This is a genomic window from Collinsella aerofaciens (genome assembly GCF_902501475.1).
Classification (GTDB): Bacteria; Actinomycetota; Coriobacteriia; order Coriobacteriales; family Coriobacteriaceae; genus Collinsella; species Collinsella aerofaciens_AL.
The window spans coordinates 54892-73828 of record NZ_CABWIF010000004.1 but is presented as its reverse complement, the minus strand read 5'-3'; the positions used below and the strand labels follow the sequence as shown (position 1 = coordinate 73828).

General features: G+C 59.5%; 14 protein-coding genes. 6 read left to right on the top strand and 8 right to left on the bottom strand.

Annotated features, from left to right (window positions below; genetic code table 11):
* Nucleotides 1-271: 271 nt before the first annotated feature.
* The gene (locus tag GDJ93_RS01465) at nucleotides 272-829 is read right to left on the bottom strand and encodes a hypothetical protein (RefSeq protein WP_152067485.1); all 558 of its coding nucleotides are present in this window, start codon (nucleotides 827-829) and stop codon (nucleotides 272-274) included.
* Between the two features lie 236 nt (nucleotides 830-1065).
* The gene (locus GDJ93_RS01460; protein ID WP_035136613.1) at nucleotides 1066-1602 is read right to left on the bottom strand and encodes a PTS sugar transporter subunit IIA; all 537 of its coding nucleotides are present in this window, start codon (nucleotides 1600-1602) and stop codon (nucleotides 1066-1068) included.
* Between the two features lie 581 nt (nucleotides 1603-2183).
* On the opposite strand from GDJ93_RS01460, the gene GDJ93_RS01455 reads away from it, so the two are divergent.
* Nucleotides 2184-3356, top strand: coding sequence for a Fic family protein (locus tag GDJ93_RS01455; RefSeq protein WP_193221408.1), 1173 nt, complete (start codon nucleotides 2184-2186; stop codon nucleotides 3354-3356).
* 353 nt (nucleotides 3357-3709) lie between these two features.
* On the opposite strand, the gene pyrE is transcribed toward GDJ93_RS01455, so the two are convergent.
* Entirely contained in the window at nucleotides 3710-4390 is a 681-nt protein-coding gene (gene pyrE / locus GDJ93_RS01450; RefSeq protein WP_148332521.1) for an orotate phosphoribosyltransferase, read from the bottom strand.
* Between the two features lie 437 nt (nucleotides 4391-4827).
* On the opposite strand from pyrE, the gene mgtA reads away from it, so the two are divergent.
* Nucleotides 4828-7596: a magnesium-translocating P-type ATPase gene (mgtA, locus tag GDJ93_RS01445; RefSeq protein WP_152067483.1), complete on the top strand. Its 2769-nt coding sequence runs from the start codon at nucleotides 4828-4830 to the stop codon at nucleotides 7594-7596.
* 181 nt (nucleotides 7597-7777) lie between these two features.
* Here the strand turns inward: mgtA and GDJ93_RS01440 are convergent, their stop codons facing one another.
* Entirely contained in the window at nucleotides 7778-9322 is a 1545-nt protein-coding gene (locus GDJ93_RS01440; RefSeq protein WP_152067482.1) for a helix-turn-helix transcriptional regulator, read from the bottom strand.
* Between the two features lie 336 nt (nucleotides 9323-9658).
* Between GDJ93_RS01440 and GDJ93_RS01435 the strand changes: the two genes are divergently transcribed.
* From GDJ93_RS01435 to GDJ93_RS01420, 4 genes are all read left to right on the top strand, one after another.
* Entirely contained in the window at nucleotides 9659-10396 is a 738-nt protein-coding gene (locus tag GDJ93_RS01435; protein WP_035136607.1) for a DUF4428 domain-containing protein, read from the top strand.
* Between the two features lie 24 nt (nucleotides 10397-10420).
* Nucleotides 10421-11743, top strand: coding sequence for a Trm112 family protein (locus GDJ93_RS01430; RefSeq protein ID WP_152067481.1), 1323 nt, complete (start codon nucleotides 10421-10423; stop codon nucleotides 11741-11743).
* A gap of 49 nt (nucleotides 11744-11792) precedes the next feature.
* Nucleotides 11793-13031, top strand: coding sequence for an SPFH domain-containing protein (locus GDJ93_RS01425; RefSeq protein WP_152067480.1), 1239 nt, complete (start codon nucleotides 11793-11795; stop codon nucleotides 13029-13031).
* A 79-nt stretch (nucleotides 13032-13110) separates the two neighbouring features.
* On the top strand, nucleotides 13111-13953 hold the full coding sequence (locus GDJ93_RS01420) for a hypothetical protein (RefSeq protein ID WP_152067479.1): 843 nt from the start codon (nucleotides 13111-13113) through the stop codon (nucleotides 13951-13953).
* A gap of 108 nt (nucleotides 13954-14061) precedes the next feature.
* Here the strand turns inward: GDJ93_RS01420 and GDJ93_RS01415 are convergent, their stop codons facing one another.
* The 4 genes from GDJ93_RS01415 to GDJ93_RS01400 form a co-directional block, all read right to left on the bottom strand.
* Nucleotides 14062-14682: a response regulator transcription factor gene (locus GDJ93_RS01415; RefSeq protein WP_006236292.1), complete on the bottom strand. Its 621-nt coding sequence runs from the start codon at nucleotides 14680-14682 to the stop codon at nucleotides 14062-14064.
* Entirely contained in the window at nucleotides 14679-16172 is a 1494-nt protein-coding gene (locus GDJ93_RS01410) for a sensor histidine kinase (protein WP_370739700.1), read from the bottom strand. Before GDJ93_RS01410 ends, GDJ93_RS01415 begins: the two co-directional genes overlap by 4 nt.
* A 2-nt stretch (nucleotides 16173-16174) precedes the next feature.
* Nucleotides 16175-17974, bottom strand: a complete 1800-nt coding sequence (locus GDJ93_RS01405; RefSeq protein ID WP_193221407.1) for a histidine kinase N-terminal 7TM domain-containing protein — start codon at nucleotides 17972-17974, stop codon at nucleotides 16175-16177.
* Nucleotides 17975-18227: 253 nt separating this feature from the next.
* On the bottom strand, nucleotides 18228-18872 hold the full coding sequence (locus GDJ93_RS01400) for a DUF4867 family protein (RefSeq protein ID WP_152067476.1): 645 nt from the start codon (nucleotides 18870-18872) through the stop codon (nucleotides 18228-18230).
* Between the last annotated feature and the right edge of the window lie 65 nt (nucleotides 18873-18937).

Genomic DNA, 18937 nt, shown 5'->3' with positions numbered 1-18937 from the left:
GAGCCGAAGGCGTCGATGACATGCCGGGGGCGGACCGGGACGGGTTAACGGCAGGCCCCGCCGACCGATTGCAAGCGGTCGGCGGGGCCATTGTGGCTCTTGACAGCGGATTGGGTCATATGAGCGAGCGACGTCCAGGACGAACAAGTTGGCATGAAAAAGGCGAGGCATAGACCTTCTGGTCATGCCTCGCCTTTTGAATGACAAATTGTCGTCCTGGGCGGCGCGCAGCGTCAACTGGTTACGCGGTTCGTAGAACCGCGTAACTCCCCTAGCTCAGCATTGCATCCATCATCTCGGAGTTGACGGAGTCGTCGGCAGACCACTCGCCGTCGTCGTTACAGGTGTACTTGAAGATAACCGTGGTCTTCCTGGGCTCGGTGGCCTTGGTCACATCGACCATAACCTGACCGGCCATCTTGTACAGCTCGTCATCGGAAGGAACCGTGTCAAGCGCGGCGACCTTCTCCTGATACTGGGTGGAGAAGTCCTCGACGATCTTGTTCATAGACTTGCAGGTGATAGAGACCTCGGCGGTCGCGACACCCTTGTCCTCGTCGACCGTCACGTCGCCGATCTTGTAGTCAAAGCCCTCGAGATAGGTCTTGGCATACTCCTTGGGATCGATACCCAGCTGCTCGAACTCGTCGCCCGAAGCTTCCTCCAGACCAGAAAGGAAGTCGTCGCCACCGTTCTTGACCTCGTCAAACTGCGTCGTAAGATCCTCGGTGATGAGCTCCTCAACCGAAGGACCTCCACAGCCGGAAAGCACGACCACGCATGCAACCAAGACGGCCATGAGGGGCACAAGCAGCAGCTTCTTTTTCATGTTGTTCCTCCCAATGAGCGGCACCGCGCTTCCCGGACGCGGCACACGTTGTAATAAGTAAGCCCATACTATCCACTTATGAACACCCTCGGCAACGCGAAGGCGCGGTCGGTTCGTTTTAGCGTCCGAACGGTTTGCAAGCCCGCCCAACGCGCAATAAAACGCTTCCCCACGGTGCAATAAAAAAGGTGGCCGGAAAACCCAACCACCCTTGCACATCCTTTGAACGCCGCAGTTTACTTGCGGACGACCTTAACGATGGCGTCACCGGCGGCGACGGCGGACTCTGCCTCGACGGTGAGCTCGACGTCGGCAAACTCGGCGGTGTTGGACACGGCCACGACGACGCAGTCCTTGTAACCGGCAGCAGCGATCTTGGCGCGGTCGATCTTGAGAATGGGCTGGCCGGCCTTCACAACGTCGTCGGCCTTGACGAAGCCCTCGAAGCCATCACCGTTCATGTTGACGGTATCGACGCCAACGTGCACCAGAACCTCGATGCCGCTATCGGACTGCAGACCCACGGCGTGACCCATGGTGACGGTTACCTTACCGTCGCAGGGAGCGTAGACCAGATCGTCCTCGGGCCACACGGCACAGCCCTTGCCCAGAACCTCGCCACCAAAGACGGGATCGGGCACGTCGGCCATCTTGATGACCTTGCCCTTGACGGGCGAGCACAGCACGTCGGCGCCGGCAGAAGCAGAGATGGAGGCCGGAGCAGCGGCAGCCGCGGGCTCAGCCTTCTTCTTGAACATATCAAACAGACCCATACGTTTTCTCCTCTTGATTAAGCGCAACGTTGTGCGCATGCCTACGGTAATTATAGTGCCAAATGACCAAAATACTAAGGCGAGGGCTCGAATCGCAAGCCCTTCTCGGTAGTGCTCGTGGGATGAGCATCTCCTTTGCATCGCGGTTCGATAAGCCGAGTATCGCCCACGCGCGGGACGGGCAGAAGCGGGCGCACCAAACCCGATACTTCTTTTCGCTCTCGAGTCCTGCCGCCGCCCCGTCACTGACACTTCCTGATACCGACCGAAACGTGCCAAAATAAAACCGTCCCTTTTGGTAGGTTTGGCGAGTGTGGATTTTCGGACGCTTAACTAACGAGCGTGGATAATCTCCCACTTTGACTTTGAGGCCGTCACCGAGCCAAAAACGGGAGATTATCCACGTTCATTTTGGATGACCCCCTTGTACCAAGCCGAGCTCCATGGTCAAGTAATAACGACTTCTCATCATTAGATTGTTTACATCAATTCTAATAACTATTTAATCCTTAAACTCGTTATTAGAATTGATATGATTAGCCTAATAACGAGTTTCCGGCACTAAAGATATGGAGGGCGCGATGCAAATCGAGGAGAACGGCCAGGGAACGCTCCGCAATAATCTATCGGGGAAATTGGCTTACTATTCGTTTTTTCCAACGCCTTTGCAATCATTGAGGCAGCTAAACCTCACCGAGGAAACCTATCGCACGCTTTCCGCATGCTCACGAAAGCTTGGAGAGCTTGAAGGCATGCTCTACTTTGTTCCCAACGCCGACATGTATCTGACAATGTACGCGCGCAAAGAAGCACTCCTTTCTTCGCAAATTGAGGGAACCCAGTGCACGTTTGACGACCTACTTAGTCCATCTCAAACACAACTCCATCATAAAGATGTCGCAGACGTCGTGAATTACGTCCGCGCTGTCGCCCGCGGCGTAGAACTGCTCAAAAAGATGCCCTTGTGCACGAGACTTCTTAGGCAAGTTCATGCGGTCCTGCTGGACGGAGTGCGCGGAACGGAGAAGAATCCAGGCGAGCTACGCTCCTCACAAAACTGGATTGGCCCCTCAGGCTGCACCATTGCAACTGCATCGTTTGTCCCTCCAAACATTGAAGATTTGAGTAACACGCTCCAGGACCTCGAACGCTTTATCAATGAGCCTCAAGTCGAAATGGATCCGATTGTGCGGGCGGCGCTCGTCCATTACCAATTTGAAACTGCCCATCCATTCCTAGACGGAAACGGTCGCCTGGGCAGGCTTCTCATTACACTTATGCTCATCAATGATGGCGTTCTTCATTCTTGCTTGTTCTATCCATCGTTCCAGTTCAAGAAAAATCGAAGCGAGTACTACCGGCAACTCACATCCGTAAGGGAGAGAGGCACTTACGAGGAATGGATAGAGTTTTTCTGCAACAGTCTTCTCGAAAGTGCGAAGGACTCGGTAGGGTCTTTAAAAAACCTTGTTGACCTCCATAACCGTTCCACAGCAACCATTACCGAAAATCTCGGAAGGACTGCTGCAAACGGGCAAAGGCTGTTGGGCATTCTTGAAGAGCACCCCATCGTCGACACCGCATTCATCGCTGCCCAACTCGATATCGGTAGGAGTACCGCGAGCTCGCTCGTCAAATCATTTGAAGAATTGGGTATCCTCCGTCCGCTCGACGAGTCAAGACAGAGATACCGGCAGTACGGGTATGAAGAGTATCTTTCGATTCTCAGGGAAGACGCCGAGCCGATTAGATAGGCATCGCAACCCAGGCAAATTAAAGCGAGCGTGGATAATCTCCCACTTTGAGCCTGCACACAGGCCAAAAACGGGAGATTATCCACGCTCATTCCTGAGTAGTCATTTATGAACGTCCCCAATGACTAGTCCGGCAACGCCGATGTTTCGGCAACGACAGCGAGCGAGCCGCATTCGGAGCAAGACGACGCCGCAGGTAGAGAACGGACAGCGAGCGGGTCGCATTTGAGACAAGGTGACGTGAAACGAAAGGGCGCTGACCTTCTGGTCGCGCCCTTGAAGTTGAACGTCAGATTGTCCAAATGCGGCCCGCGCAGCGTCGAGCAGTTACGGCGTTTGGTAAAACGCCGTAACTAACGTGCTCCGTACTGCTCGTAGTAGGCGTCGATGGCGGTCTTGAGCTCGTCGTCGATGACAACCTTGCCGTCGATCTCGTGGTTGTAGAGGGTCTCGACGACCTCAGCCATGGAGACGATGCTCGCGACGGGGAAACCGTACTTGGCCTCGATCTCCTTCTGCGCGGTGGTCACACCGCCCTTGCCGACCTCCATGCGGTTGAGGGACACGATCAGGCCCTTGATCTCGACATCGGCAGCAGCCTTGACCTTGGGATAGGTCTCGTCGATGGACTTGCCGCTGGTGGTAACGTCCTCGACCATGACCACACGGTCGCCGTCCTTGGGCTCATAACCCAGCAGGTTGCCCTTATCGGCACCGTGGTCCTTGGCCTCCTTGCGGTCGCAGCAGTACTTGACCTCCTTGCCGTACAGCTCGTGGTAGGCAATTGCGGTCACGACGGCCAGCGGAATACCCTTGTAGGCCGGTCCAAACAGCACATCAAAGTCGTCGCCAAAGTTATCGTGGATGGCCTGGGCGTAATACTCGCCCAGCTTCTTGAGCTGATAGCCCGTCACGTAAGCGCCGGCGTTCATAAAGAACGGGGACTGACGGCCGCTCTTGAGCGTAAAGCTGCCGAACTTAAGGACGTCGGACTCGACCATAAACTTGATGAACTCTTGCTTGTAAGCCTCCATGCGGGCTCCTCTCGTAATCGCGTACGTGCCTTCCAGTTTAGCGCAGGCGAAGCGTCGATGCGGGCGCGCTTTGGGGCCACGGCATTCTGTAAAGGCTTTGTCAGGGGGAATGGTTTTCCGAACAATGGGGTTGACATGTCAAACCCCCTCATCAAGAATACGGGCGGATTAAAAAGGGGTACGAGATACCCAAAGCGCGCTGCGCTCAGCCTTTAGGAGGTGTGCCATGGAAGGCAGTCCTAGTCGAAAAACCTGCATGTCGCCCTCGGCACGCCGCGAGGACTCCGCACACGCATAAACGCCACCGGCAGATCGCCAAAACCACCGCAAAGGCGCGCTGCACCCTTTGTGGGCTCAAGAGCTTGACGTGAGCGACATCTAGGTTTTTTGAAGCAAATACGACACGTACGCTAACTCCCCTCAACAAGGAGGACCCTATGCTGATGCTCAAAACCGTCACGGTACTCGAAGCCATCTCCAAGCGCCGCCGCACGGCGCGCCCTGCCGCTCATACCGGCCTGTCCAAGAACACCATATTCGCCGCCACCCATAGTGCCGAGGACGCCCTCGTACTGCTTGACGCCACGGCAAACGGCCTCACCGTCGAGCAGGCAACTGAGCGCCTGAACGCCGTCGGCCCCAACACCATCGAGGCAACGACCAAAACGCTCGCCCGCCGCATCGCCGACGCGTTCATCGATCCCTTCGCCGGCATCCTCGCCGCGCTCGCACTGGTCTCGCTCTACATCGACGTGCTCGCCGTGCCCGAACCGCAGCGCGACCCCTCCACGGTCATCGTCATCGGCACCATGCTGCTGGTATCGGGCGGCATGAAGTTTATCCAGGAAGCCCGCAGCGGCAATGCGGCCGAGGCCCTCAAGGACCTGGTCTCCAACACTTGCACCGCCCTGCGCGACGGCGAGCGCATCGAGATCCCCTTCGACGAGCTCGTCCCCGGCGATGTAATCCGTCTCTCTGCCGGCGATATGGTGCCGGCAGATGCCCGCATCATCACCGCGCGCGACCTGTTTGTGATCGAGTCCGCACTCACCGGCGAGAGCGAGGCCGTCGAGAAGACCACCGCCGTCACCGTCGTCGAGGGCGCCGACGGCTCCGCACTGCCACTCTCTGCCTGCAAGAACATCGTCTTTACCGGCACCTCCGTGCAAAACGGCGCCGCCATGGCGCTTGTCGTTGCCACCGGCTCGGACACCTACCTGGGCGGCATCGCCAAGATGCTCAACGGGCGCGGCGAAAAGAGCGCGTTTGACCGCGGCGTCTCGAGCGTCTCCATGCCGCTGGTGCGCCTGATGCTCGTTATGGCGCCGGCCGTCTTTGCCATCAACGCCGCCACCAAGGGCAACGTCATCGACGCGCTGCTGTTCGCCACGAGCGTGGCCGTGGGCATCACGCCGCAGATGCTTCCCGTCATCGTGACCACGAGCCTGTCGCAGGGCGCCAAGGACCTCGCCCGTCGCCAGGTTATCGTCAAGGAGCTGCCGGCGATTCAAAACCTCGGAGCGATGGACGTCCTGTGCTGCGACAAGACCGGCACCCTCACCGAAGACCGCATCGTGCTCGAGCGCTACCTCAACACCGATGGCAACGAGGACGCGCGCGTGCTGCGCCATGCGTTTTTGAACAGCTTCTTCCAGACCGGCCTCAAAAATCTTATCGACCTGGCCGTAATCGACCGTGCCGATGTGACGCCCTCGACCGTCACACCCGATTCCATGCTGGGCCAGAGCCTGCGCGACCGCTACACCAAGGTCGACGAGGTTCCCTTCGATTTCTCGCGCCGTCGCCTGAGCGTAGTTGTCGCCGACGCCCAAGGCAAAACTCAGATGGTTACCAAGGGCGCTGCCGAGGAAATGCTCGAGATCTGCTCCTTTGTCGAGATCGATGGCATCGCTCAGCCGCTCACCGACGAGAAGCTCGCCCAGATTCGCAAGCAGATCGCCGGACTTAACGCCGAGGGCCTACGCGTAATTGCCGTGGCGCAGAAGACCAATCCGCGCTGCGTGGGCGAGTTTGGCATCGCCGACGAGTGCGACATGGTGCTGATGGGCTTTTTGGCCTTCCTCGATCCGCCCAAAGCAAGTGCCGCGGGCGCCGTCGCCACCCTCGAGGCCAAGGGCGTGGCGGTCAAGGTCCTAACCGGCGACAACGACCGCGTCGCCGCCACCGTCTGCGAGCAGATTGGTATCGATGCGAGCAACGTCTTGCTCGGCTCCGAGATCGATGCGCTCGATGACGCCGAACTTGCCAAGCGCGCCGAGAAAACCCACCTCTTCGCCAAGCTCTCGCCGCTGCAGAAGGCGCGCCTGGTACGTGTCATGCGCGAGATGCTCGGCCACACCGTGGGCTTTATGGGCGACGGCATCAACGACGCCGCCGCCATGCGTGCGAGCGATTGCGGCATCTCGGTCGATTCGGCCGTCGATATTGCCAAGGAATCCGCCGATATCATCTTGCTTCAGAAGGACCTGGGCGTGCTCGAGCGCGGCATCATCGAAGGCCGCCGCACTTACGGCAACCTGCTCAAGTACCTCAAGACCACGGTGAGCTCCAACTTTGGCAATGTGCTGTCCGTGACCGTCGCGAGCCTGTTCTTGCCGTTTTTGCCCATGAGCGCCCTGCAGCTGGTACTGCTGTCGCTGGTCTACGAGATCGTGTGCATCGCACTGCCGTGGGACACCGTCGATGACGCCTGGACTGCCCGCCCGCGTGCCTGGGACGCCGCGTCCATCAAGGGCTTTATGCTCGAGCTGGGCCCCGTGAGCTCGCTGTTTGACATCGTGACCTTCGCCGCGCTCTTCTTTGTCGTGTGCCCCGCCGCCGTGGACGCAAGCTGGTCCGAGCTTGCCGCCGCGGGCGACGTCGCGGGTATGGCGACCTTTGCTGCGCTCTTCCAGAGCGGCTGGTTTGTCGAGTCCATGTGGTCGCAGACACTCGTGGTCCACATGTTGCGCTCCCCGCATCTGCCGAGCCCGCACGACCACGCCGCGCCCGCATTGTGCGTTCTTACCGTGCTGGGCCTGGCGCTCGTCACCTGGCTGCCGGCAAGCCCCATCGCCGATGTGCTCGGCCTCATGCCGCTGCCCACGAGCTTTTTTGGGCTGCTCATTGGTATCGTTACCGCCTATATCGCGCTCACCCAGCTGGCAAAGTGCCGCTACATTGCCCGCCACGGCGAGCTGCTGTAGCAAGTAGACGGAAAACACCCTGCCAGCTGCCGTTGCCACTACCACAGCTGCCAACGCCGCTGCCGCCGCCTCTGCCGCCGCCGCAGTCTATCCCCCCAGCAGTTGCGGTGAAATAGTTCCTGTTTAAAGCCCCGTGACTTTAATTTAGGGACTATTCCACCGCAACTTATTGGGAGATTAGCTAGTCCTTGGGCGTCCAGGACCAGAAGAAGTTGATGAGGGCCACGCGCGAGGCGGTACCGGCCTTTTTGTTGATCGAGGAAATGTGGCGATAGAGCGTGGAGCGCGAAAGAAAGAGCGTTGTGGCGATGTCCTGAACGCTCTGGTCCGAAACGACCAAGACCTCAAGAATATCGCGCTCGCGCTCTGTAAGCCCAAAGGTGGCGACGAAGGCATCAAGGCGTTCATCGGACGTGAGCTCCGCTGCCTCCACGGACTCGGGGTCGGAGCATGTGGGCGCAAGATCCCCACCAAGATCGTCGGTGGCAAGCGGCAGTCCGTCCCGCATCGCGGCATCATCGGCTCGTTGCCCCAACTGCCCCAGCAGCGTAATCGCAATGCCCACAAACATCACGAGCGCCGCACCGACCGCAGACAGCACGTTTTGACTCGAGATGATCGCCACCGCCGGCGCCGTCACGAGCATCGAGCACACGTTGTTGACGACGCGACCCATGCACGGCCAAAAATATGACCAGCGCGCATAGAGCGAGACGGCGGCATATTTTGTGGTAAAGAACACCACGAAAAAGCCCGAGCCCAGATAAAAGATAATCGTGGCAGCAAGCTCGTTGCCGCCATTGCCATCGACGATGAGCACAAAGAACGAAAGCGTGGACAGTATGGCGGCACATGTCATGCCGATATTCATATACGAGCGGCCGTGCAGGTCAAATAGGACGCCGGCAGCCAACGAGCTCACGACAAGCAGCAGGCGCGGCCAGTCACCCAAATCGACGGCTCCGACAGCATACAGGGTCGTGAAGCCCGCGTTGAGAGCGGCGAATACGCTGGAAAGATACGCCGTCGCCACGGTCAGGCGAACTACGGCGCGACGGAATGCCGCCTTTGCCTCGGGATCGTCATGCCACTTGGCGCCATATTCCAGAGCATCTACCGAAAGCCCGGCAACACTGGGTTCAAAGTTGGGATCGGACTCGTCGCGCAGCTTGGCGCGTCGGGCACCGTGGAGCAACGCCACCTGCGCGATCGCACAGACGACCAGAACAGCCTGCTGAGGAATGCCGACAGGCATCACCATGTGGTTGAGAACCTGCACCAGAACGCCCATGGCGTAAGAAAGTGCGGCGGCGCGCGCCAAGCAGGGCGTTCGCGCAAAGCGCCTCGCAAAATTTGCATGAGCAGTCGATCCGCAGTAGCCCAGCGCGCAGCACGCCGCCAAACCGCCGGCAATTACCACCTCAACCTGAACCGCCATAATCAACAGCAGCAATGCCGCCACCAGCAAAACGCCCGTGACGTCACTCGTTGCGTCGATAGCATGGGGACGGCGATAGTACAGAATGGGACGCACAAAAAAGCCAATCACGCTCGCGCCGATGACAAGGCTCTCATAAATAACGACCTCGTTCGGAGACACGAACTCGGCCATGCGCACATCAAAAAGATACTCGCACGCCAAAAACGTGAAGAAGAACAGCGCCAGGCATATAATCTCCCGAATGCCCCGACGCAAATATGTGGTTGTGTCTCCCATGCCCCTCATGGTTAACCCCCAGCCGCTCAATTGTCTGGAAATCTATTTTAATAAAGAACCAGTCTCAATATCGAAGCCGAGCTCGAAATGCTGCAAATTTGACCCCAGCCGTCCACATCACGCCGCGGTTTTGAGCCTCATGGACCAGAAGGGACACGCGCGGCCTCAAGCTCGGCAAGGAGTGTCTCCAACTACCACTCATTTAAGTACGTCCCCAACGACTGGTCAAAAATGGGCCATGTGTCCCAGTTGTGGAGACTCCTTGAGCCGTCTGGGTATCGCGAAGGATCGCGCACTCCCCCATCATCAAAAGTGACACACGCTACCAGTTGATGGGAGGCAACCATGGGCTTCTTTGACAAGATGTTCGAGAAGAAAGAGTGCGCGATTTGCGGTACCGAGCTGGGACTTCTAGGTAAGACAAAAATCAATGAAGGCTACCTGTGCAAAGAGTGCGCCGGCAAGCTCTCCCCCTACTTTCACGGCTATCGCTCCAGCACCGCGGACGATATCCGTGAGCAACTCGCCTACCGCGAGGCCAACGCCGAGCGCCTGTCTTCGTTCAACCCCACGCGCACGCTTTCTGCCGGGCGCACCAATATTATGCTCGATGAGGACGCGGGCCTGTTGATCATCACTTCGCAGAGCCGCTGGCGCGACGCCAATCCCGACATCATCGAGTTCTCGCAGGTACTCGGCTGCGATATGGATATCGACGAGCATCGCACCGAGATCTATCGCGAGACCAAGGACGGCGAGCGCGAGAGCTACAATCCGCCGCGCTATGACCTGGATTACGACTTTAACCTGACCATCCACGTCAACACGCCGTACTTTACCGAGATCAACCTGCGCGTGAACGACTCCACCATCGATCAGCGCGGCTCCATCGAATACCGCGAGGCCAAGCGCCAGGCAACCGAGGTCCGCGACGCGCTGGTGCAGCTGCGCCAGGAGACGCGCGATAGCGTCGTGGCCGCCAAGGCCCCCAAGACCGCGGTCACCTGCCCCTTCTGCGGAGCCACCACCATCCCCGATGCCAGCGGGCGCTGCGAATACTGCGGCGGCGCCATCGGCGCATAGCCCCCGGCACGGAAAGGACCGATCATGGCCTTCGAGAGCGTTAACTATCAGTGCCCTGCCTGCGGTGGCCCCTTGCATTTTGCAAGCGCCGAGCAAGAGCTCGTCTGCGACTACTGTGACTCGCGCTTTGAAGTCGAAGAAGTCGAGGCCCTCTATCGCGAGCGCCAGGACAAGGCCGACGCCAAAGCCGATGCGGCAGCCGCAACGCCCAAGCCCGTCGCCGACGACGCGGTGCAGGAGCTCGCCCAAAACGCCGGCTACATCTGCTCGTCGTGCGGCGCCGAGCTCGTGTCCGACGGCACCGTCGCCGTCACCACCTGCCCGTACTGCGGCAACTCCGCCGTGGCGCCCGGCCAGCTCTCGGGCGACTTCTCGCCCGACCTAGTAATTCCGTTTAAGCTCGGGCGCGATGACGTCACGGCCGCACTCAAGGAACACTACAAGGGCAAGATCTTGCTGCCCAAGAGCTTTGTCACCGGCAACCACATCGACGAGGTCCAAGGTGTCTACGTGCCGTTTTGGCTCTACGGCGCCCGCGTTGACGGCGAAGTGTACTTTGACGCGACCAACGAGACCGTGACCGAGGAATCCGACCGCACCGTCACGACCACCGACCACTACGATGCCTATCGCAAGGGCAATATCTCGTTTAAGCGCGTGCCCGTCGACGGATCGTCCAAGATGCCCGACGGCCACATGGATGCCATCGAGCCGTTTGACTACGACGCGCTGCGTCCGTTCTCGGTCGCATATATGCCCGGCTACATCGCCAACCGTTACGACGAGGACTGCGAGACCTGCAAGGCGCGCGCCGAGCGTCGTATGGAAGAAAGTACGATCTCGGCCCTGCGCGAGACCGTCGTCGACGAGTATGACGACGCCACGGTCGAAAGCAAGCAGCTCGACTACACCTGGGAAGACAGCGACTACGCCCTGTTCCCCGTCTGGATGCTCTCCACCTCGTGGAACGGCAAGAGCTACCTGTTTGCCATGAACGGCCAGACCGGCCGCTTGGTCGGCGAGCTCCCCTGCTCCAAGCCCAAGCTCGCCATCGCCTCGGTGCTGTTCTTTGTGATCGGATTTATCCTCTCCCAGATTCTCTTTATGGGGGAATACGCCTTCGATCCGGATTACCTCACCTTTGATATCGAGGGCATCCTCATCAACGTCATCGCGCCGCTGATCATCGTGATTATCGGAGACGTGCTACTGGTAGGCCAGCTCAAGACGGCCAACGAGGCCACCCACGCCGACGAGTACTGCGGCGAGCTCGACCTGACCGAGAAGCACGACACCTTCAGCCACACCGAGACCACCGTTGTCATGAAAGACGACAAGGACGATTAGTCATTCTGACCAATAACCACCCGGCCTTTGACGAGAAAGGAAGATCACCATGGGACTCTTGAAAGCTGGATTGGGAGCTGCCGGCGGCGTCATGGCCGACCAGTGGAAGGAATTTATCTACTGCGAATCGATGCCCGCTGATGTCTTGGCCTGCAAGGGCAGCAAACGCACCGGTGGCCGCAGCTCCAACACGCGCGGCGAGGACAACGTCATCTCCAACGGCTCGGTCATCGCCGTCAACGACGGCCAGGGCATGCTCGTGGTGCAAAACGGCAAGATCATCGAAGTCGCGCTGGAGCCCGGTGAGTTCGTCTTCGATACCGGCAGCGAGCCGAGCGTCTTTAGCGGCAACCTGGGCGATTCCATCAAGGAGACCTTCGCCAATATCGGCAGCCGCTTTACCTTTGGCGGCGACGCGGGCAAGGACCAGCGTGTCTACTTCATCAACACCAAGGAGATCATCGGCAACAAGTACGGCACCGCCTCGCCCGTGCCCTTCCGCGTGGTCGATAACAACATTGGCCTGGACGTCGACATCTCCGTGCGCTGCAACGGCGAGTATTCGTACCGCATCACCAACCCACTGCTGTTCTACACCAACGTATGCGGCAACGTGACCGATAGTTACACGCGCGACAAGATCGACAGCCAGCTTAAGTCCGAGCTGCTCACCGCCCTGCAGCCCGCCTTTGCCAAGATCTCGGAGATGGGCATCCGCTACAGCGCCATCCCCGGCCACACCACCGAGCTCGCCCGCGCGCTCAACGAGGTCCTCTCTGCCGACTGGCGTGACCTGCGCGGCGTCGAGATCGTGAGCTTTGGCGTCAACTCCATCGCCGCCTCGCAAGAGGACGAGCAGATGATCAAGGACCTGCAGAAAGCCGCGGTCATGCGCGATCCCACCATGGCAGCCGCCAACATTGCCAGCGCCCAGAGCGACGCAATGCGCGCGGCAGCCGCCAACCCCAACGGCGCGATGGCAGGCTTTATGGGCATGGGCATGGCGGGTGGCATGGGCGGCATGAACGCCAGCCAGCTGTTCGCCGCCGGCCAGGCACAGCAGCAGGCCGCCCCGCAGCCGGCTCCGGCACCCACTCCCACACCGGCTCCCGCCGCACCTGCGGCCGGCGCATGGACCTGCAGCTGCGGCGCCACCAACACCGGCAAGTTCTGCTCCGAGTGCGGTAGTCCCGCACCCGCCCCGGCACCGGCCAAGTGGTTCTGCCCCAACTGCGGCAGCGAAAACGGCGGCAAGTTCTGCAGCAACTGCGGAACGCCCCGGCCCTAGCCCCTCTATCTGGTAATTGGCGGGGGATCCGCCACCCCGCATTTGTTTCTATAGGTTTCGCTCGATAAAGGAGGACACCATGAAGACAACGTTCAAAAAGTCCGCGCTCGCATTCCTGACATGTATCTTGGCGCTTGCCTTTGCCCTGACGGGCTGCAGCGGCGGCGGCAAAGACCCCAAGGCCAACTTCGTCGGCAGCTGGCAGTACTCGGGTGGAACCTTGGACGGCGAAGAGCTCACCGATGAGTACATGGATATGCTCAAGGAGTGGGGCCTCAACTGTATCCTGATCCTCGACGAAGACGGCACGGGCGTCCTCGACATGTTCCTTGAGGTCGCCGACCTGAAATGGGAGGCCAAGGACGCCACCACCGTAACGATTACCGCCGAAGATGAGTCGCACGACCTGAAGCTCAAGGGCGACAAGCTCGTCCTTGAGGTGGAAGGCGACAAGCTTGTCTTTACCAAGTCCGACAAGGACCTGTCCGGTACGGTGAAGAAGGATCGCGAGGCGGCCGAGAAGGAAGAGGAGATCGATGAGGCCGTCGAAGACGACGATGTCCAGAGTGTCGAAATCTCCCCCGCCGTCACCGTCGCCGATGACGATCTGTGCACCATCACCATCACCGAGAAGTTCAAGGACGACTGGGGCGACATCGGCTTTGTCGTCAACATCACCAACAAGAGCGACAAGGACCTGACCTTCTACGCTCCTTCCGGCAAGACCAACGTCAACGGCACCATGAAGGAACCCTGGTTCTCGGCTCACCTGATGCCCGGCACCAACGCCACCGAGGAATTCACGTTCTCGAGCGGCGAGCTTGACAGCCTTGACGACCTCGTCAATACGACCATCGGCATCGACGCCTACCTGACCGATTCCTATGAGGACGTCGCCTCCTACAGCGCAACCATCGCGTAACGGCAGACACCGACAGCCGCGGATTGGCGGACACATCCGCTCACACCAGGCGGGGCCGCAGGAGTTGATCCTGCGGCCCCGCCGCTTTATGCCGATGCGTAACGAGCGCTAGCGCTCCATGTTGGGAACGATGCTGCCCTCCGTTACTGCGCGCACGGCCAGGCGCATGATGTTGTCGTAGCCGGTCTTATTGAGAATCTCCGAGATGCGGCGTTTGATGGTGCCCTCGCTCATAAACAGCTCGGCCGCGATCTCGCGACGGCTCTTGCCCTCGCAGGCAAGGCGCAAAATCGACAGCTCGACATCGTCGAGGGCCGCCGTGCCCGAGAAGATGCTCTCGGGCGGCTTGGGAAACGTGCAGTAACCCGCCAGCGTGGAGCGCATCACGGCGAATAGCTCGTCGATACCGACGTTCTTGTACACAAAGCTGTCGACGCCCGCCTCGCGCGCCTGGTCCACAAAGGTGATTTCGGGCATACCCGTCATGATAATGACGCGGCACTCGGGCAGTTGTTCTTTGATGCGCGCCGCCGCCACGATGCCGTTGGAATCATGCTCGGTGCATACGTCCATCAGTATCATGTCCGGGCGCTCCTTGAGCGCGACACCCAAGGCCTCGGAAGCATCGGCAATGGCGGAAACAACGGTCATATCGGGCTGGTCGCCAACGGAGCGCGCCAGGCTCTCGCGCAGGATGGCCTGGTCTTCGACTATAAGGACGCGGATCATGAACTTCTCCTTTGGACCGTGGCGTTGGAGGCGAGCGGGATGGACACCGTAAGCGTGAAGGCCGGGGCGGTGTGGACTTCCAGGCTGCCGCCCAGATTCTGTGCGACATGCCTCATACCTGGGATACCCGTTCCCTCGCGATACGATACGGGTGCAGGCGCGCCGTCGTTAGAAACGGTCATCCGCGCAACAGCACCGTCTTCCGACGTCTCCTGCCACAGACGCACGTGGACCCGATGCGCCTGTGCATGCTTGGTGGCATTGGTCGAGGCCTCGCGGATAATCTGCAAAAATGCGGCGGCGACACGCGCGTCCTCAGGCAGTGCACCCTCAACATCGATCTGCACACTCACCAGGCCAAAGGCATGGACGATATCTCCCAGTTGCTCTGCCGGTTCGGTGTCGCCCCCGCTGCGCAGATCGGCAGCGATTGAGCGCAGCAGCGGGTCGATCTGCTCGAGTGACTCGTCATCCAGGCGCCCTTCCTCCAGATAACGATGGAGAATGGACAGGCGCTGCCCGATCACGTCGTGCACGCGAGCGCGCATACGCAGATAGGCCGCATTGTCAGCAACTTTTTTGACTTCTTCGATCTGAGCTTGGAGCTCTTGGCCCGCAAGCTCAAGCAGGTGGTTGGCTTGCGCTAGGCGATCATGGGCATGCGCATACTCTGTTACATCCAGACCGATAATGCGCTCGAAGAGGCGGCCCGAAACCATAACGTCATCGTGCACGAACAAGCGAATCTCGGCGGGAGAAACCTCGACCACAACGCGCGCCTCACCAAAGCGGTCCAGATTAATCCGCACACGGTTCCTGCTGCTTTCGGGCATTTGCATGCTGAGTTTGCGCAGGTCGTTCCATGTACCGCTCATATCGCCTAGGTCGGTGGGCATATGAAGCTCCACCAGGTTTTTGCGCATGCAGCGGTTCATGAGCAGCGGACGGCCCCTCGGGTCCAGATACAGGATGCCCACGGGAATCACGTTGATGGTCTCGATCGTCGAGAACATGGTGATATCCTCCTGGCGGTTGCGGACATCCATCAAGAGCGTCGCGATGGAACGGAACAGGAAGAACGCTCCCTCTGCGATAAGGACAACGGTCCACGCCGAGCCCATGGCAAAAACCACCGGCGGTGTCACGGCGGCAACGAGCAACAGTTCGGCCAGCATGACGGGGCGACGATAGCGCACCATAAGCACCACGCCGTAGGCAAAGATCACGGCATTGAGCCACAACGCTCCGCCCATTGCCCTGGCGCAAACGTCAAGCGGCGCCACCAGATATGAGCCAGACGACGCGAACAAGATGAGCGCCGAAATAACTAGGTGAAGCACAAGGCTCGCCTCGTAGGCACAAATCACCTTACGGTTATAGGACGAGCGGCGCGATGCGATGAGCGGGACGTGGATCGTCTGCAGACACGCAGCCAGGGCAAAGACAACATCGAGCGCAACGATTTGGGAAAGAATGAGCGAAATCTGCATCGTCACTCACCCGCCCTCGGCATCAAGACGATCATGCGCAGCTGGCCGAGCTCGCCCTCAAGGCGGTATGCCACGTTGCGCCCTTGCAGAGCGCTTTCGAGCTCTTGCGCAGCAGGCGTCTGCGAAAGATCTTCATCATCGTTGGAAAAAAGCGTGGCGCGCAGCTCGACACTGCATCGGTCATGGTCGCCCAAGTGATACATAAGCGCCGGATGGTCGGTGGTGTAGGCAAAAAACGCAAAGTCATACACGCAGTCGTACAGGGCGCTTACCGTACTGGCGTGCATCGGGCGCCGTATGGCGATAATCGAGGCGCAATCGATATCGATGGTGCGCAGGTCGCTTGCGAGCTCGTTAGCAATGAGCTGAATGCGGTCGCGATCAAAACCGCTCTCCCCGTGCTGCGCCAACGTGAGCGATCCCTTGCGCTTGCAATAGGCGACAAGCATCTTGGCGCGCTGCAGCATGCGGTAACGCCCGTGCGAAGACGCTTCATCGGTCAACGGCGGCAGCGAGCTCAGCAGGTCGTACATCCCTTCGAGCGCGCGGGCAAGCGCCTGGTCCACGTCTTGGACCAGCAAGGTCTCGGCCTCTTGGTCTGCCAGGTGCGTCTTAAGGTCGTAGTCGGCGGCGAGCAGCTCGTTTTGACGCTGCAGCTCCATGCGACGATGTGCCAGTTCACGGTTAAGCTCGTTGAGATCCGACACGTCTTGGGCAAGCAGGGCCGATCCGCCCAGCAGTGGAAAGGCACGGTACATCACATCGGGATCGGACGCCACGGCAAAGGCATGGGCGCGGCTGTGCGCCTGGGTCCGCAACTCCTCGCGCACGCCTACCGGCATTGGCTTTGACACTGGCGTGGCATAGACTTCCTGCAGGTCGCGCGTTAGAACTTTGAGGTCAAGCGGCAAGGTGTCGAAAATGCCGGCGATGTCGTGATATGACGGAACGACACCGCAATCGAGACAGATTTCCATCGCCACCACGCACAAGACGCAATAGACGAGCGAGAAGTTGAGCCTCCATGCCCAGGGCACGCGCAACGCATATGAAATGGCGAAGAACGCGCCGCCCAGCAGCACGAGCGCCGCCGTGCCCGAGAAACGTTGGATGCGAAAGGACGAGGACCGGCCCACCAGGATAAAAAAGGCCACAAAGTTAAAGGCCGTCCACACGAGGACGGCGAAATAACCCCAGCCGTACGTGTAATCGTTGCTCCAGGTGTCGCTTGTACGGTCAAAGTGGAAGACCTGCTGGTGAAAATCGTTGGTGAGCACAAATCCGATAAGCAGGATAGCCATAATCCACAGCGCAGCGCAGTAGCGGCGACCCAGGCGGTGTTGCTCCAGGCCCGCAAGGCGCAGACCACACAACTGGTAGAGCAGCGGAATGAGCGTCATGGGCACGTAGTACAGGTACCACAGCACGGTGGCATAGAACGGCGTGAACGACTTGTACTTGAGAATGACTTCGATCATCCACAGGGCGCAGATGGTGGCGATGGCAACAAGACGGCGGCGCAACACATAGTCCAAACAGCGCAGATAGACCGATACGCCCCAGATTGAAAATGCAATTGCGGCAACAAGCAACGGCAGAGAGCTCGAATGGACGAGCGCATCCACGACCTCTTCGGACACCTCGCTATAGGCGGGCACGGCGTTAGAAAGTTTGGGGTCGAAGGCGAACAGCGCCGGCAAGACTGCCAAAAGCATGAGGAACATCGCGGTGATGACACCGGCGATAGCAAAGACGCGGTGGCGGTACACCTGATGTGTTATGCCAACAAGGAATCGCGGCATGGCGAAGAGCCTGCCGCCCCTGGGATCCGCCACGGGTGCGGATCGGGCGGCCGCGTTGCCGATATGTCGCTCGCGGGTACCCATAGTGCTTTTAGTGTACCGACAGATGGGTCGAAAAAGCGGGCCGCATGTCCCAAAATCCGCAGACGGCAAGGCGCCCGGCAGCCTCCCCCGTCTGGCACTTCCCGATATCCGCCCGCCCCAAACCACCGCAAAGGGGACAGGCACCTTTGTGGTGGTTTGGGGCGATGCGCTAGTCCACGGTGATGTCGAGGTTTTTACCGATGAGGCCTACGTAGCCGCCTTCGGCTGCCTTGGGGCTGTCGGCATGGCAGAGGACCCACTTGTCGGCCTTCCAGTAGCAGTAGCTGTCGCCGGCCGCAGGCATGTCGGCCGCGACCTCGGGGCGCGGGCCGTTGGTGCCGGCGGGCAGCGCCACCATCACCTGGAAGCCCCCATCGTCGACCATGCACGGCGTGTAGTGAAGCGTGGTGTTGAAAACCTCAACAAGCGTACCGGCCGGTACACGGAACGCCTTGACGCACGCGGTGTCGAGCTTGCCGTCCTCGATCTCCCAGCGATGCGCCACGAGCAGGATAAAATCGCGTGCACCCAGGTTGAATTCGCTCGCGCGGTGATACTCCAGGCAGTTGAGCTGCGTGTTGTGGCCGTTGCACCAGCCGAGCTGGAAGGGACGGCCACCAAACATGAGAAAGCCAAGCTTGTCGGCATCCTTGACGTCCTCGAGCTCCGGCGCACTTGCAACGTACTTGCTGCCCTCGGGAATGGGCGTGGCGGAGAGCGCCTCGAGCACGGGCGACGTAAGCTCGGACGGAACGTTATCCCAAACGTTGCCATAGGACTTGAACTCGGGATCGTTGACAGAGTAGATATGCATGTTCGCTCCTGTTCGTTTATGTGACAGTATGAACATTCTAGAACAAACATAAGCGATTTTAAACA

Bases quoted from the DNA above. Each gene is read 5' to 3' on its own strand.
- GDJ93_RS01465 (WP_152067485.1), bottom strand. From the start codon at position 829: ATGAAAAAGAAGCTGCTGCTTGTGCCCCTCATGGCCGTCTTGGTTGCA.
- GDJ93_RS01460 (WP_035136613.1), bottom strand. From the start codon at position 1,602: ATGGGTCTGTTTGATATGTTCAAGAAGAAGGCTGAGCCCGCGGCTGCC.
- GDJ93_RS01455 (WP_193221408.1), top strand. From the start codon at position 2,184: ATGCAAATCGAGGAGAACGGCCAGGGAACGCTCCGCAATAATCTATCG.
- pyrE (WP_148332521.1), bottom strand. From the start codon at position 4,390: ATGGAGGCTTACAAGCAAGAGTTCATCAAGTTTATGGTCGAGTCCGAC.
- mgtA (WP_152067483.1), top strand. From the start codon at position 4,828: ATGCTGATGCTCAAAACCGTCACGGTACTCGAAGCCATCTCCAAGCGC.
- GDJ93_RS01440 (WP_152067482.1), bottom strand. From the start codon at position 9,322: ATGAGGGGCATGGGAGACACAACCACATATTTGCGTCGGGGCATTCGG.
- GDJ93_RS01435 (WP_035136607.1), top strand. From the start codon at position 9,659: ATGGGCTTCTTTGACAAGATGTTCGAGAAGAAAGAGTGCGCGATTTGC.
- GDJ93_RS01430 (WP_152067481.1), top strand. From the start codon at position 10,421: ATGGCCTTCGAGAGCGTTAACTATCAGTGCCCTGCCTGCGGTGGCCCC.
- GDJ93_RS01425 (WP_152067480.1), top strand. From the start codon at position 11,793: ATGGGACTCTTGAAAGCTGGATTGGGAGCTGCCGGCGGCGTCATGGCC.
- GDJ93_RS01420 (WP_152067479.1), top strand. From the start codon at position 13,111: ATGAAGACAACGTTCAAAAAGTCCGCGCTCGCATTCCTGACATGTATC.
- GDJ93_RS01415 (WP_006236292.1), bottom strand. From the start codon at position 14,682: ATGATCCGCGTCCTTATAGTCGAAGACCAGGCCATCCTGCGCGAGAGC.
- GDJ93_RS01410 (WP_370739700.1), bottom strand. From the start codon at position 16,172: ATGCAGATTTCGCTCATTCTTTCCCAAATCGTTGCGCTCGATGTTGTC.
- GDJ93_RS01405 (WP_193221407.1), bottom strand. From the start codon at position 17,974: ATGCCGCGATTCCTTGTTGGCATAACACATCAGGTGTACCGCCACCGC.
- GDJ93_RS01400 (WP_152067476.1), bottom strand. From the start codon at position 18,872: ATGCATATCTACTCTGTCAACGATCCCGAGTTCAAGTCCTATGGCAAC.